Raw genomic sequence first — 13,736 nt, 5'->3', positions numbered from 1 at the left:
AGGAATGCCTATCGGCGGGGCGATATGCAGAAGCCAGGGCAGCGATTCAAGAGCTCAGGCGGCGGCGGCCAGCTCCTGATGCAATCCCGCCAGGATGGTGTAGGAGCGCTTGCGCAACTCGTGGTCATGGATCGCCGCCGTGACCATGAGCTCATCCGCCCCGGTCTCGGCGACGAAGTCCTGGAGCCCCCGCCGCACCGCCTCGGGCCCGCCGACGATGGCGCAGGCCAGCGCATGGTCCAGCATCGCCTGGCCATGCGGGTCGATCCGGCTCGCCATGTCCTCGACCGGACGCGGCAGCTTGCCCGGCCGCCCGCGGCGGAGGTTGAGGAAGCTCTGCTGGATCGAGCTGAACAGGAAGCGCGCCTCGGCATCCGTGGGTGCGGCGACGATGTTCACGCCGAGCATCACATGGGGCTTCGCCAGCCGCGCCGAGGGCTTGAAGCGCTCGCGGTAGATCGCCATCGCCTGGCGCATCTGCTCCGGCGCGAAATGCGAGGCGAAGGCATAAGGCAGGCCGAGCGCCGCCGCGAGCTGCGCCCCATAGGTCGAGGAGCCGAGGATCCAGACGGGGATATCGAGCCCCTCCCCCGGCACCGCCCGCAGCGCCTGTCCGGGCTGGGCCGGCTCGAAATAGGCCATCAGCTCCATCACGTCGCGCGGGAAGTCGTCCACCTCCCCGGCGAGGTTCCGCCGGATCGCCATCGCCGCCCGCTGGTCGGAGCCCGGCGCCCGGCCGAGGCCGAGATCGACCCGCCCCGGATGCAGCGCGGCCAGGGTTCCGAACTGCTCGGCCACCATCAGCGGCGCGTGGTTCGGCAGCATGATGCCACCGGCGCCGATGCGGATGGTGCTGGTCGCCGCCGCGACATGCGCGAGCGCCACGGCCGTCGCCGCGCTGGCGATGCCCGGCATGTTGTGGTGCTCCGCCATCCAGAAGCGCCCGTAGCCGAGCCCCTCCGCATGCCGGGCGAGATCGGCCGAGTTGCGCAAGGCCTGGCCGGCATCGCTGCCCTCGGGGATGGGGGAGAGGTCGAGGATGGAGAGCGGGATCATCCTAGACATATGGGGTAGGTCGGGGGCGGCTGGAACCCCGCTCGTCGCGACATCGGTCCGGCACGGTGCAGCGACCAATGTGCCGCTACCGTGATGACGATCCGGGGACGGGGATAACCATCTCAGGGAGCGACAAGGTCTCAGCCCTGCTGCTGAGGATGGACCGGCCTTCCTCTCCGCCGGAGCAACGACGCCGCCGATGCATGGGAGAGCTACTCCCGAGGGCTGGCGTATGGCGCCCCTCCCAATCATGGAGACCGTCGATGACGACAAGCATGCAGCGGCCACCCGCTGGGCCAGCCGATCTCGGCAAGGCGGCATTCTATCCCCCGCAAGCGGCCCGGGACCTGCCCGCCTGGCTACTCGCCGCCATGAGCGGCACGCGGCGGCCGGAAATCGCCGCTTCCCCGTCCAGCCCGTCCGAATCCGGTGCGGAACGCGCCTGGTCCTGCCAGGCGGATGACGCCGAGCAGCCTCCTGCGGACCGGCGGCCGTGACCGCCCTCGATCCGGACTCCGCTGCGCCGGCGGCCCGATGGGACGGTCGCCGCGTGCTCTTCGACGTGCAGCACGAGCGGCAGGTCGTGCCCTGCGCTGTCTCGCCTCTCGTCCTGCGCGAGCTCGCCCCGGGGCCGTGCTTCAAAACGAAGGACATCCTGAAATGCTTCGTGGCAGCACGCAGCCAGCTCGAGGCCGCGGCGCAAAGCAAGCTCCAGCGGCGTGCCCTTCCCTACCCGACGCCGCTCACGGTCTGGTCGAGCGATCTCGAGGACCATGCCGCAACGCTGCGCATGTCAGCCAGGCCCGCCTCGTAAAGCATCTCCCAGCCGACAAAGGATTCAGATGACGGTCACGCTCAGCCTTGCCTTGATGATCCTAGCGCTCAGCGCCATCGCCATGGCGGCGGGCCTCGGCCAACCCCATCCCGTCCCGGCAGTCGCGCAGAAAGCTCCTATGCCGCCCCGGATCCGTCGCGCCGCCGGTCCTGCGGTTCTGCCATGCTTGCGCTGATCAAGCGCCGGCTTGGCGCGCTGCGTTACAGGCGCCGCTGGAGCGCCTTGGCCGCCGCCGCCGCCAGCCGAGCGGACCGTGCGACCGCGCTGCACAATCGGGCCAAGCCTGAACCGGCCAGGCCAGCACAGGCCAGGACGGGCTTCCGCCTCCTGCTGAAGCTCCCTCGCCTCTCCGAGTGAGCCTCGCCGCGAGCAGGGAGGTGGCGATTCCTGCTTCGTCCCGAGAGACGCCAGCCGCCGCCCCGAATTCAGGACAACACGGAAAGGGATCGTCACATGCCAATGCGGGCTTATCGAGCGTCGGCCGCTTATGCGGGGGCGCAAATCTCCGCCAATCTGTGGCTCTGGATCATCGCCTTCATCGCCCTGACGGCGGTGATGTGCATTCTGAACTGGCTGAGCCCGCGTTCCGGACCATGGAGCCATCTCGTCGCCCTCGCCGGCATGGTCGCCGGCACGCTGGTGATGATGCAAAGCCAGGTGGGCTACGTGTCGCCCTACGCGCCGAAGGACGACGAGGAGGACACCGTCGTCGCCACCCCTCCCACCCCGCGCGCCTGACCCACGGCCGCGATCACGCCTGCCAGGCGGGCCGGGCGGGCGGCGCCTCGAGACCGGTCCGCCCCCGCCAGAGCAGCCAGGCCGCGATTGCCATGGTCACCGCGTTCCAGGCGAGGCCGTTGATCACCGCCATCTTGTAGGAAGCGGTCGCATCGAAGATCGCCCCCGACATCCACCCGCCGAGCGCCATCCCCACCAGTGTGGAGGACAGCACCAGCGCGACCCTGAACCCCGCCTCCCGCGCCGGGAAGCTCTCGCGGACGATGATCGCGTAGCTCGGCACGATCCCGCCCTGGAACAGGCCGAACACCGCCGAGATCGCATAGAGCGAGGACAGTCCGTCGAAGGGCAGGAAGAGCGACAGCGCCACCGCCTGCAACGCCGCCCCGAGCAGCAGCGTCGCCCGGCTGCCGATCCGGTCGAGGATCCAGCCGGAGGCGAGCCGGCTCACCACCCCGCAGGCCAGCATGAGGGAGAGCATCTCCGCCCCGCGCGCCGCGCCATAGCCGAGATCGACGCAATAGGCGACGATATGCACCTGCGGCATCGCCATCGCCACGCAGCAGGAGATGCCGGCGAACATCAGCAAGGCCTGCAAGGCATTGGGCGGCAGGCCGAAGGTGCCGCGGTTCCCGGCCGGTGCCGCGACCGGTGCCGCCTGGGCCGGCGGCGGCCGCCGCAGCATCAGCGAGAGCGGCAGCATGGTGACGAGGCAGAAGACGCCGATGCCGATATGCGTCTGCCGCCACCCCACCGTCTCGATGAGATGCGACAGCACCGGCGGCCAGAAGGCGCCCGCGAAATAGTTGCCGCTGGCGCAGAGCGACACCGCCAGCCCACGCCGCCGCACGAACCAGAGCGAGGTATCCGCCACCAGCGGGCTGAAGGTGGCGCAGGAGCCGAGCAGCCCGACCAGAACCCCGTAGATCACGGCGAAGCCGGCCATGCTGCCGGCGAAGGCGCTGCCGATATAGCCCGCCGCCAGGGCCAGGGTGCCGAAGATCACCGGCACCATCACCCCGAACCGGTCCGCCGCCCGCCCCATCAGCACGCCGCCGACGGCGAAGCCGAGCGTCGTCAGCGTATAGGGCAGCGAGGCCCCGGCCCGCAGCGTGCCGAATTCCGCCTGCACCGTCGGCAGCACGACGACGATGGACCAGAGCCCGACACCCCCGAGCGTGCTGAGCGCCACCGAGGCGGCGAGCCGGACCCAGGCATAGCGGGAGTCCACGCCATCGGGCGTCGCGGCCATGCGGTTTCCTCCTGACATTTCTCCCAGCATGCCAGCGACGCGGGCCAGGCGCCATGCTTGACCCCGGCGCAGGCAGGCTTAGCCTCGGCTCATTCGGGAGAGACGAGCCATGACCGCGGAGATCGACAAGGCGATGGGCTTCGCGCCCGACTATGACAGCCCCATCCCCTACATGCTGCGCACCCGGGAGTATTACCGGGCCATCGGCTACGACCCCTATCGCTGGGCGCATTACCTGGAGGTGCCCTTCTCCCCGCTGCGCAAGCCATTGGCCGAGAGCCGCGTCGCCCTCATCACCACCGCCGCCCCCTTCGACCCGGAGAAGGGCGACCAGGGGCCTGGCGCGGCCTACAATTCGGCGGCCAAATTCTACCAGGTCCATTCCGGCCGGACCGACGAGGAGCACGACCTCCGCATCTCCCACATCGCCTATGACCGCAAGCACAGCCCGGCTACCGACATGCGCGCCTGGTTCCCACTCCAGGCGCTACGCGACGCGGCCGGGGCGGGCCGGATCGGTGGCCTGACCGAGCATTTCTTCGGCGCGCCGACCAATCGCAGCCACCGCCACACGGTCGAGATCGACTGCCCGGAGATCCTCTCCCGCTGCCTGCAGGACGGCGCCGATGTCGCGGTACTGGTGCCCAACTGCCCGGTCTGCCACCAGACCGTCAGCCTCACCGCCCGCTACCTAGAGCAGCACGGCATCCCGACCGTGGTGCTGGGCTGCGCCAAGGACATCGTCGAGCATTGCGGCGTGCCGCGCTTCTTGTTCAGCGACTTCCCGCTCGGCAACGCCGCCGGCAAGCCGCATGACGCCGCGAGCCAGGCCGCGACGATCGAGATGGCCCTGAAATTGCTGGAGAGCGCCGTCGGCCCGCGCACCACCCTGCAATCTCCCCAGCGCTGGGACGCGACCGGGGAATGGAAGCTCGACTACCTCAACCTCGAGCAGATCGGCGCCGAGGAACTGGCCCGCCGCAAGGAGGAGTTCCTCCGCCAGAAGGCCATCGCCAAGGACCTGCGCGAGAAGGCGGCATGACCGCCCGCCCCTTCGAGGGCATCCGCATCCTCGACTTCACCCAGGTCCTCGCCGGCCCCTTCGCCAGCTACCAGCTCGCCCTGCTCGGCGCCGATGTGGTGAAGGTCGAGCGCCGCGAGGGCGAGGACATGCGCCGCACGCCGCTCTCCCGCGAATGGGCCGAGCGCGGCATGGCCTCCGCCTGGCAGGCGGTGAACGGCAACAAGCGCAGCCTCACCCTCGACCTGCAAAAGCCCGAGGCGCGGGAGATCATCCTCCGCCTCGCCCCCGAGGCCGATGTGGTGATGGAGAATTTCCGCCCTGGCGTGATGGACCGGCTCGGCCTCGGCTATGAGGCGCTGTCGAAGGTCAACCCGCGCCTCATCTTCTGCAGCGTCTCCGCCTTCGGCCAGACCGGGCCCGACCGGCTGGAGGCGGGCTATGACGGCCGCATCCAGGCCATGTCCGGCATCATGGCGATGACAGGCCACCCGGGCGGCGACCCGCTGCGCGCCGGCTTCGCCGTCTGCGACCAGCTCTCCGGCATGACGGCCGCCTTCGGTGTCGCCTCCGCTCTCTTCCAAAGGACGCATACCGGGCAGGGCCAGCGGGTCGATGTCTCCATGCTGGAATCGACGCTCGCCTTCCTCGGCGGCCAGGTGGCGGACTGGACCGTCGCCGGCCACAAGCAGCAGCAATGGGGCAACCAGGCGGTCAGCCGGAAGGCGACCGCCAACCTCTTCCGCGCCCGCGACGGCCACCTGCTGCTCGCCGTCAACACCGATAAGCAGTACGAATGCCTGATGCGCGCCATCGGCCGGGCCGATGCGCTGGAGGAGCCGCGCCTCGCCGACTGGTTCCTCCGCCTCGAGAATGCCGCCCTGCTGCGCGAGGTGATCGAGGGCGCGCTCGCCGCCGCCGACGCCGCCGATTGGGAGGAGCGGCTGAACGCCGCCGGCGCCCCCTGTGCCCGCATCTGGCGCGTCGACGAGGTGATAGACCACCGGCAGATCCGCGCGCGGGACGCCTTGCAGGAGGTGGAAACGCCCTGGGGCCGGCTGCGCTTCGCCACGACGGGCTTCCGCCTGGCGCATGGCGCGGCGCGGCTCGACCGCCCGGCGCCCGCGCTCGGCGCCGACACGGAGGCGGTACTGGCAGCAGCGGGCTACGACCGGGCGCGGATCGCGGCCTTCCGCGAGGGCGGCGTCATCTGATGCCGCGCCCCATCAGCACCACCCCCGCCGCGGCTGCCTGGATCACCGCCGCGGCGAGGAAGAGCCAGGATTCGCCGACCAGTCGCAGCACCCCGAAGGCGGCCGGCGCGAAGGCATAGACCGCCTGGTTGCAGGCGGTGACGAGCGCCACCGCCCGCGCCGTATCCGCCGGGGCGAAATCCTGCTGCGCGATCAGCGGCGGCAGCGAGGCCGCATTGCCGAGCCCGAGCCCGAACAGCACCACCCCCAGCACCAGCAGCGGCACCGAGGTCCCGGCCGCCGCCAGCAGGGCCAGGGACCCGAGAATCTGCACCGCCGAATTCGCCGCCGCGACCCGCCGGCGATCGGCCTCGGGCGGCAGCAGCCAGCCGAAGACGCTCCGCCCGGCGATGGCGCAGGCGGTCGCCAGCCCGGCCGCGAAGCCCGCCCCCTGCGCCCCCATCGCCGGCAGCAGCAGCGAGAAGAGATGCGCGATCAGCCCGATCTGGGCGAAAAGTATGAGCGAGGCCGCGACCGCGAGGGTGACGAAGCGCCGGTCGCTCCAGAGCGCCCGCCCCGGCAGCAACGCCGGCCCGGGCGGGGCCACGGGGCCCGCCGCCCCGCCATCCGGCCGCTGCCCGAGCGAGGCCGGCGTCGGCCCGAAGTAGCGCCCCGACAGCCACCACAGCGCCACCACCATCGCGCCACCCACCAGCGCCGCGGCGCCGACGAAGCCGCAGGCCGCGATCAGCGCCACCCAGAGCGGTGAGAAGAGAATGCCGCCGACGCTCGCCCCGTTATAGGCGAGGCTGAGCGCCGCCGGGCGCCGCCGCGCGAACCAAGGCGAGACCATCGCATTGATCGCCGCCCCGCCCGTCGCCGCCCAGCCGAAGCCGCTCACCAGCGTCGCGGCGAAGAGCTGCCAGGGCTCCGCCGCCAGCGCCCAGCCGAGGATGCCGAGCGCGCTCGCCACCGCCGCCGCCCGCGTCACTGCGACGATGCCGAAGCGCGCATGCAGCGCCGCCAGATTGGCGACGACCACGGCGCCGAGCAGGAAATGCGAGGTCACCGCAGCGGAGATGAGCGCCACCGACCAGCCCCGTGCCGCCTGGATGGCGGGCAGGAAGATCGGCGGCCCGTAGAAGCTCATCCCCCAGCCGAAGACCGCGACGGTGAAGGCCGCCCAGGCCACGTGCCAGCCGAAGAAGGGCGGCTCCTGCGGGATGGCGGGCGTGGCGGCAAGCGACATGAGGAAGTCTCCGACGGGCTACCGGCCCAGCCTGCCCTGCCCAGTCCCCATCATGCTTCGATACGCCCCGAAGCCTACCCCTCATCCTCCAGGCCGAGCGCCCGCAGCCGCCCGCGCTCCTCGTCCCAGCCTGGCCGGTCCTTCACGTTGAGGAAGAGATGGACCCGCCGCTCCAACAGCCCCTCCAGCTCGCGCCGGGCGCTCTGGCCGATGGCCTTGATCCGCGCCCCGCCATCGCCGATCAGGATCGCCTTCTGCGTCGCCCGGCCGACATAGACGGTGCAGTCGACGCGGACGCTGCCGTCCTTCCGCTCCTGCCAGTTCTCGGTCTCGACCGTCGCGTGGTGCGGCACCTCCTCATGCGTCTGGCGGAGGATCTGCTCGCGGACGATCTCGGCGACCAGCATGCGGTTCGGCAGGTCGGACAGCTCGTCCTCGGGGAAGAGGTAGGGGCCGGGCGGCATGGCCTCGGCCAGCCGGTCGAGCAGCCGGTCGAGGCCCCTCGCTTTCTCGGCCGAGATCATGAAGGTCTCCTCGACCGTGAGCAGCTCATTCAGCTCCTGGGCGAGCGGCAGCAGGCGGGGCGGGTCGATCAGGTCCACCTTGTTCAGCGCCAGCCAGACCGGCCGCCGATCCCTGCCCAGCCGCTCGACGATGGCGCGGACGGCATCGGTGAGGCCCGCACGCGCATCGACGATCAGCAGGGTGCGGTCGGCATCCTGCGCCCCGCCCCAGGCGGCGGCGACCATCGCCCGGTCCAACCGCCGGCGGGGGGCGAAGATGCCGGGCGTATCGACCAGGACGATTTGCGCGCCCCGGTGCATCACCACCGCGCGAATGCGGAAGCGCGTGGTCTGCGGCTTCGGCGAGACGATGGTGACCTTGGCCCCGGCCAGCGCATTCACCAGGGTCGACTTGCCGGCATTCGGCGCGCCGACCACGGCCACCAGGCCGCAGCGGGGCCCCTCCTGCACGCTCTCGCTCATCACGTCTCCAATTGGGCGAGCCAGGCCTCGGCCGCCACCTGCTCTGCCGCGCGCTTCGACTCGCCCATCCCCTCGGCCTCCCGCCCCGCCGCGCTCACCGCGACGACGAAGACCGGCTGGTGCGAGGGGCCGGTCGTCGAGACCAGCCGGTATTCCGGCAAGCCGAGCCCGCGCCCGAGCGTATGTTCCTGCAGCCTGCTCTTGGCCGACATTGGCGGGCGCGGGTCGGCGCCCATCTGCGCCTCCCATTCCCGCCGGACCAGGGCGCGCGCCACCGGCAGCCCGCCATCGAGGTACAGCGCGCCGAGCAGCGCCTCCATCGCATCGGCCAGGACATTGGCCCGCTCGCGCAACCCCGCCCGCCCCTCCGATTGCGGCACCCGCAGCACGCCGGCGAGGCCGAGCCCCTCGGCGATGCGGGTTAGCGTGTCGCGCGCCACAAGGACGCCGAGCCGCTTGCCGAGGTCGCCCTCACGCTCCTCAGGGAAGCGCTCCGACAGCCATTCGGCGATCAGCAGCGCCAGCACCCGGTCGCCCAGGAATTCCAGCCGCTCGTTGCTGTCGAGCTGCGCCCGCTTCGGGTCGGCCGCCGAGCGATGGGTGAGCGCCTGGGTTAGCAGCTCCGGCCTGGCGAAGCGATGGCCGAGCCGGGCCGCGAAGGCCGCAAGATCCCCCCCCGTCGTCATGCTGTCAGCGGACGCCGGAAAGCAGCCTGGTCCAGCGGATCGCGAAAGGCCATGCCCAAACCTCCCACCAGGCGGCGGAGCCATCGACCGAGAAGAAGATGAACTCCGCCCGGCCGACCAGATTGTCCACCGGGATGAAGCCCACCGCATTCTGCACCCGGCTGTCCAGGCTGTTGTCGCGGTTGTCACCCATGGCGAAGACATGGCCCTCGGGCACCCGGTATTCCGTGGTGTTGTCGAGCGGCCCGTCATCGGACTGCTCGACGATCGTGTGCGTCCGCTCCGGCCCACCCGCCGAGGCCGGCAGCGTCTCGCGGTACAGCCGCACCGTCATCCTCGGCCCGTCGCCCTCGACCACATAGGGCCCGACCACCTCGCGCCGCACCGCCGTGCCGTTGATGTAGAGCAGCCCGTTGCGGACCTGGATGCGGTCGCCTGGCAGGCCGATGATGCGCTTGATGTAGTCCTGGCTCGTATCCCGCGGCAGCTTGAAGACGGCGACGTCGCCCCGCGCCGGCAGGCTGCCGAAAATGCGGCCCTGGAACAGGTTCGGCCCGAAGGGCATCGAGTAGCGCGAGTAGCCGTAGGAGTATTTCGAGACGAAGAGGTAGTCGCCCACCAGCAGCGTCGGGATCATGGAGCCAGACGGGATGTTGAAGGGCTCGAAGGCGATGGTGCGGATGCCGATGGCGATCAGCCCGGCATAGACGATGGTCTTGATGCTCTCGAGCCAGCCGCCGCTGTTCTTCTTCGCCATGGAGGTGCTCAAGGTCTGACCCATCGGTGCAGGAGGGGGTTCGCCCGCGGATCGGGCCCCCGGTCGGCGGGGATACGGCATCAGGCGGCTGGGATGAAGCCTGCCGGGGGGTAAGGTGTCAAGGAAGCCCCCGGTTACGGCATGTAGCTGCCGCCGCCGACATCGATGGTCGCACCCGTGAGGTAGCCCGCCGCCTCGGAGGCTAAGAAGGTCGCCACTTCCGCCACATCCTCCGGCGTACCGAGCCGGCCGAGCGGGATATTGGCTGCGAAGGCGGCATTCGCCCCCTCGGTCGTCCCGCGCGCCATCGGCGTGTCGATCCGGCCCGGGGCGATGCTGTTCACCGTGATGCCATCCGGCCCAAGCTCGGCCGCGAGGCTGCGGGCGAAGCCCATCAACCCGGACTTGGCGGCGGTGTAGTGGGCGCCGGCGATCTGGCTCTTCGCCCGCGCCGCCTGGCTGGTCAGCATGATGATCCGCCCCCAGCGCCGGGCCCGCAGCGGCGGCAGGCAGGCCTGGGAGACCAGGAAGGCGCCGGTGAGGTTCACCGCCAGCACCCGCCGCCACTCCTCGGCCGGCATCTCGCGGATGGGCCTCGCCTTGCCATCCGGCCCCTTCGGCGAAATGCCCGCATTGTTGACGAGGATGCCGAGCCGCCCCCACCAGTCGCCCAGCGCCCCCGGCAGGCCCATGACGGCCGCCTCATCCGCCACATCGAGCGGGATGGCCCGCGCCTCGCCGCCCGCCGCGCGGATCGCCTCGGCCACCGCCTCGCGCTCTCCCAGCACATCGGCGACGACGACCGGATGGCCAAGCGCCCCGAGCTTCCGGGCGATGGCCTCGCCGATGCCCCTCGCCGCGCCGGTGACGAGGGCGACCTTCTCCCGGTTGCTCATGGCGCGAGGATCACCTTGCTGGCCGCCCTCTGCCGGGCGAGCTCGAACCCCTCGATCCCCCGCTCCAGCGGCAGGCGATGGGTGATCATCGGGCGGAAGGCCTCCGGCTCGGCCGCGAGCCAGGCCATGACCCGGTCCCAGGTCCGCCGCGCGGCACCATGGGTGGCGCGGAGCTGGTACCGCATGCGGACGAAGTCGGTGAGCGGCAGGGTCAGCGCCCCCGCATGGATGCCGGCCGCGACGATCACCCCGCCCTTCTTCAGTACCGCCATGCCCTCGTTGAGGCTCGCCGGCACGCCCGTCGCCTCCAGCACCACATCGACGGGGCGCCCGTCGGTCAGCGCCAGGACCTGCTCGGCGAGGGGCGCCTCCGCCACATCGACCGTCTCGGTGAAGCCGAGCGCCTGACACACGGCGAAGCGCGGCCCGTCGGCGCGCCCGGCGACGATCACCCGCGCCGCCCCGGCCCGCCGCGCCATCAGCGCGATCGCCTGGCCGATGGTCCCCGGCCCCAGCACCAGCACCGTGTCGCCGAGCCGGACCTCGCCGGTCAGCACCGCCTCGGCGCCGACGCCGAGTGGCTCGGCCAGCGCCGCCAGCTCGGCATCCACATTATCGGGCACCGCGACGCAGCAGCGGGCGGGGATGCGGACGGTCCGGGCGAAGCCGCCATCCCGCGTCAGCCCGATCCCCTCGCGCCTCGTGCAGTTGCGGGCATCGTCGGCGCGGCAAGCGGCGCAATGCCCGCAGGCGACGAAGGGGATGACGGTAACCCGCGCCCCCTCAGCACAGCCCGAGCCGGTGCCCGAGCGCACCACCCGCCCGGCGAATTCATGGCCGAGGGTGAGCGGCATGTGCGGGGTCATGAACTCATAGCCGCCCGTCCACTCATAGGCATGGACGTCGGAGCCGCAGATGCCGGCGGCCTCGACCTCGACCACCACCTCGCCCGGTCCGGGCGGCGGCGCCTCCGGCACCTCCTGGAATTCAAGGCCGAAGCCGGCCCCCGCCTTGCGCAGCGCCAGCATCAGAAGGGCTCCGGATAATGGCCGGCATAGAAGGAGATGGGCGGCTTCGCATCCGGGTCGGTGAGCACGTCGAGCAGCACCGGTCGCCGTGCCGCCAGCGCCTCGGCCAGCGCCGGGCCGATCTCGCTGCCCCGTTCGACCCGCCTGCCCTCCACCCCGCAGGCGCGGGCGATGGCCGCATGGTCCACGGCGGCGAAGAAGACGGCCTTGGTATGCTCGCCGAATTTCACCTCTTCCGCATGCTTCTGGTAGCCGAGGATGCCGTTGTTCAGCACTAGCGTGACGATCGGCAGCTCCATCCGCCGCAGCGTCTCGAGCTCGGCCCAGCTATGGGCGAAGCCGCCGTCGCCGCAGAGGCAGACGACCCGCGCCTCCGGGGCTGCGATCTGCGCGCCGATCGCCATGGGCAGCCCCCAGCCCAGCCCGGCGATGCCGCGCGGCGTCAGGAAGCGCTGCCCCGGCCGCTTCGCCGTCAGGTAGTTGGCGATCCAGATCGAGGAATAGGAGGCATCGGCGACGACGATGTCCTCCGGCCCGATCAACCGGTCGAGCTCCGCCATCAGCCGCTCCGGCCGGCAGGGCGAACTCTCCCGCGTGGTGACGCCTTCGACCGTTCGGCGCCAGCCCGTGACGGCCTCCGCGATCTCCGCCTCGATCGCTGGCCTCGCGGCGGCACGGGCGGAGAGGTCGCGCTGCGCCAGCGCCTCGGTGAGCGCCGCCAGGGTGAGCTTCGCATCGCCCACCAGCCGCATCGCCTCGTAGTTCCGCCCGACCTCCATCGGATCGGCGTCGAGATGGATGAAGCGCGTCTCCGCGCCGAAGAGCTTCCAGCTATCCGTCCCGTTCTGGTTGGTGCGGCTGCCGACCAGCAGGACGAGGTCGGCCCGCTCCACCATCGGCCTGAGCGCCGCCGTGCGCGCGCCCTGCCCCATTACATAGCCCACGATGCCGAGGGTCAGCGGATGGGTCTCGTCCGCCGCGCCCTTGCCCATGACGGTGGTGGCGACCGGCAGATGCGCCCGCTCCTGCAACGCAGCCAGCTCAGCCGCTGCGCCGGAGAGATGCACCCCGCCCCCCGCGATCACCAGCGGATGGCGGGCGATGGCCAACGCCTCCGCCGCCGCGGCGATGGCGGCCGGGTCTGCGAGGCTGCGATCCAGCGGCACCTCGCCAAGCGAGAGCCGGCGCGGCCGCAGCCCGCCGAGCGGCGCCGCCGCCTCGGTCAGCAGGTCGGCCGGCAGCAGCAGCACCGCCGGCCCCGGCCGGCCCGAGCAGGCAGCGGTGAAGGCCATGTCCACATAGTCGTCCAGCCGGTCTGCCCGGTCGATCCGCCGCACCCATTTCGCCACCGGGGCGAAGAGGCCGAGATGGTCGAGCTCCTGGAAAGCGTTGCGGTCCGTCGCATCCCGCGTCACCTCCTGGACCAGAGCGAGGACAGGGATGCTGGCCTTCAGCGCCTCGGCCAGCGGCGCCACCAGCAGCGTCGCGGCCGGGCCGTTCTGCGCGGTGACGACGCCGACCTTCCGGGCGATTCGCGCATAGCCATCGGCCATGGCGCCGCCGGCATTCTCCTGGCGATAGACCTTCTGGTCGATCCCCGCATGCGGCGCCGCCAGGTGGAAGGCCGAGGGCAGGCTCTGGCCGAAGGTGAGCGTCACCCCATGCCGGGCGAAGGCCTCTGCGAGGCGCAAGGCGACGGTGGCATTCGCGGCGCTGGCATGGTCCGGCATGGCATTCCCCCTTCGGCCCGGTTGCGGGCTCTCGGGCAGGATTGGATGACCGGGGGCGCAGGGGCGTCAAGCCGGTGCGGTTGCCTCTGACCAATGCGGCGCGGTTTGCCTCGCGTTCCGCATGACACGCCACGACGAGCGTTGCCGACAATTTCACACCACGCTCGAAACACCGCGCCACTCGGCCGCAGCCCCCAGGATTAACCGAAATTCTGGGATTCCGATCATTTACGACCTTGCACAGGGGGTTTTGCGCTCCGGAGATATTTCTTGGCAGAGATGAATTTCAATTTCGCGATGGGTGAACTT

14 protein-coding genes are annotated in these 13,736 nt (G+C 71.1%); 5 read left to right on the top strand and 9 right to left on the bottom strand.

The window, feature by feature from the left end; genetic code table 11:
- Positions 1-54 precede the first annotated feature (54 nt).
- Positions 55-1,056, bottom strand: a complete 1,002-nt coding sequence (locus tag EP26_RS15890) for an LLM class flavin-dependent oxidoreductase (RefSeq protein ID WP_043339851.1) — start codon at positions 1,054-1,056, stop codon at positions 55-57.
- Between the two features lie 263 nt (positions 1,057-1,319).
- Here EP26_RS15890 and EP26_RS15885 point away from each other — a divergent pair, with 263 nt between their 5' ends.
- The 3 genes from EP26_RS15885 (at position 1,320) to EP26_RS15870 (ending at position 2,629) form a co-directional block, all read left to right on the top strand.
- Entirely contained in the window at positions 1,320-1,553 is a 234-nt protein-coding gene (locus tag EP26_RS15885; protein ID WP_043339849.1) for a hypothetical protein, read from the top strand.
- A complete protein-coding gene (locus EP26_RS15880) occupies positions 1,550-1,870 on the top strand; it encodes a DUF1488 family protein (protein WP_043339846.1) in 321 nt (106 codons plus the stop codon). Before EP26_RS15885 ends, EP26_RS15880 begins: the two co-directional genes overlap by 4 nt.
- 474 nt (positions 1,871-2,344) lie before the next feature.
- A complete protein-coding gene (locus tag EP26_RS15870; RefSeq protein WP_157033566.1) occupies positions 2,345-2,629 on the top strand; it encodes a hypothetical protein in 285 nt (94 codons plus the stop codon).
- A gap of 13 nt (positions 2,630-2,642) precedes the next feature.
- On the opposite strand, the gene EP26_RS15865 is transcribed toward EP26_RS15870, so the two are convergent.
- Positions 2,643-3,881, bottom strand: a complete 1,239-nt coding sequence (locus EP26_RS15865) for an MFS transporter (RefSeq protein ID WP_043339839.1) — start codon at positions 3,879-3,881, stop codon at positions 2,643-2,645.
- Between the two features lie 109 nt (positions 3,882-3,990).
- Here EP26_RS15865 and EP26_RS15860 point away from each other — a divergent pair, with 109 nt between their 5' ends.
- A complete protein-coding gene (locus EP26_RS15860) occupies positions 3,991-4,923 on the top strand; it encodes a glycine reductase (RefSeq protein ID WP_043339837.1) in 933 nt (310 codons plus the stop codon).
- A complete protein-coding gene (locus EP26_RS15855; protein ID WP_043339836.1) occupies positions 4,920-6,116 on the top strand; it encodes a CaiB/BaiF CoA transferase family protein in 1,197 nt (398 codons plus the stop codon). The genes EP26_RS15860 and EP26_RS15855 overlap by 4 nt, the downstream gene beginning before the upstream one ends.
- On the opposite strand, the gene EP26_RS15850 is transcribed toward EP26_RS15855, so the two are convergent.
- The 7 genes from EP26_RS15850 to EP26_RS15820 all read right to left on the bottom strand — a co-directional run bounded on the left by EP26_RS15850 (position 6,109) and on the right by EP26_RS15820 (position 13,427).
- Positions 6,109-7,344: an MFS transporter gene (locus EP26_RS15850; protein ID WP_052389251.1), complete on the bottom strand. Its 1,236-nt coding sequence runs from the start codon at positions 7,342-7,344 to the stop codon at positions 6,109-6,111. The genes EP26_RS15855 and EP26_RS15850 overlap by 8 nt on opposite strands.
- Before the next feature lie 74 nt (positions 7,345-7,418).
- Positions 7,419-8,330, bottom strand: coding sequence for a GTPase Era (gene era / locus EP26_RS15845; protein WP_043339835.1), 912 nt, complete (start codon positions 8,328-8,330; stop codon positions 7,419-7,421).
- On the bottom strand, positions 8,330-9,016 hold the full coding sequence (gene rnc / locus EP26_RS15840; protein ID WP_043339834.1) for a ribonuclease III: 687 nt from the start codon (positions 9,014-9,016) through the stop codon (positions 8,330-8,332). Before rnc ends, era begins: the two co-directional genes overlap by 1 nt.
- 4 nt (positions 9,017-9,020) lie before the next feature.
- Complete coding sequence (gene lepB, locus EP26_RS15835; protein WP_043339887.1) at positions 9,021-9,773, bottom strand: signal peptidase I; 753 nt, start codon at positions 9,771-9,773, stop codon at positions 9,021-9,023.
- 134 nt (positions 9,774-9,907) lie between these two features.
- Positions 9,908-10,669, bottom strand: a complete 762-nt coding sequence (locus EP26_RS15830) for an SDR family oxidoreductase (protein ID WP_043339832.1) — start codon at positions 10,667-10,669, stop codon at positions 9,908-9,910.
- A complete protein-coding gene (locus EP26_RS15825) occupies positions 10,666-11,697 on the bottom strand; it encodes a zinc-dependent alcohol dehydrogenase (protein WP_043339830.1) in 1,032 nt (343 codons plus the stop codon). Before EP26_RS15825 ends, EP26_RS15830 begins: the two co-directional genes overlap by 4 nt.
- A complete protein-coding gene (locus EP26_RS15820) occupies positions 11,697-13,427 on the bottom strand; it encodes an acetolactate synthase catalytic subunit (RefSeq protein ID WP_043339829.1) in 1,731 nt (576 codons plus the stop codon). The genes EP26_RS15825 and EP26_RS15820 overlap by 1 nt, the downstream gene beginning before the upstream one ends.
- Between the last annotated feature and the right edge of the window lie 309 nt (positions 13,428-13,736).

This window comes from Belnapia moabensis DSM 16746 (assembly GCF_000745835.1).
In the GTDB taxonomy this organism is placed as follows: Bacteria; Pseudomonadota; Alphaproteobacteria; order Acetobacterales; family Acetobacteraceae; genus Belnapia; species Belnapia moabensis.
Note: the sequence above shows the minus strand (reverse complement) of the source record. Positions and strands in the feature narration are given on the sequence as shown.

Bases quoted from the DNA above. Each gene is read 5' to 3' on its own strand.
- EP26_RS15820 (WP_043339829.1), bottom strand. From the start codon at position 13,427: ATGCCGGACCATGCCAGCGCCGCGAATGCCACCGTCGCCTTGCGCCTC.
- EP26_RS15850 (WP_052389251.1), bottom strand. From the start codon at position 7,344: ATGTCGCTTGCCGCCACGCCCGCCATCCCGCAGGAGCCGCCCTTCTTC.
- EP26_RS15830 (WP_043339832.1), bottom strand. From the start codon at position 10,669: ATGAGCAACCGGGAGAAGGTCGCCCTCGTCACCGGCGCGGCGAGGGGC.
- EP26_RS15825 (WP_043339830.1), bottom strand. From the start codon at position 11,697: ATGCTGGCGCTGCGCAAGGCGGGGGCCGGCTTCGGCCTTGAATTCCAG.
- EP26_RS15855 (WP_043339836.1), top strand. From the start codon at position 4,920: ATGACCGCCCGCCCCTTCGAGGGCATCCGCATCCTCGACTTCACCCAG.
- EP26_RS15860 (WP_043339837.1), top strand. From the start codon at position 3,991: ATGACCGCGGAGATCGACAAGGCGATGGGCTTCGCGCCCGACTATGAC.
- lepB (WP_043339887.1), bottom strand. From the start codon at position 9,773: ATGGCGAAGAAGAACAGCGGCGGCTGGCTCGAGAGCATCAAGACCATC.
- EP26_RS15885 (WP_043339849.1), top strand. From the start codon at position 1,320: ATGACGACAAGCATGCAGCGGCCACCCGCTGGGCCAGCCGATCTCGGC.
- rnc (WP_043339834.1), bottom strand. From the start codon at position 9,016: ATGACGACGGGGGGGGATCTTGCGGCCTTCGCGGCCCGGCTCGGCCAT.
- EP26_RS15890 (WP_043339851.1), bottom strand. From the start codon at position 1,056: ATGATCCCGCTCTCCATCCTCGACCTCTCCCCCATCCCCGAGGGCAGC.
- EP26_RS15865 (WP_043339839.1), bottom strand. From the start codon at position 3,881: ATGGCCGCGACGCCCGATGGCGTGGACTCCCGCTATGCCTGGGTCCGG.
- EP26_RS15870 (WP_157033566.1), top strand. From the start codon at position 2,345: ATGCCAATGCGGGCTTATCGAGCGTCGGCCGCTTATGCGGGGGCGCAA.
- era (WP_043339835.1), bottom strand. From the start codon at position 8,330: ATGAGCGAGAGCGTGCAGGAGGGGCCCCGCTGCGGCCTGGTGGCCGTG.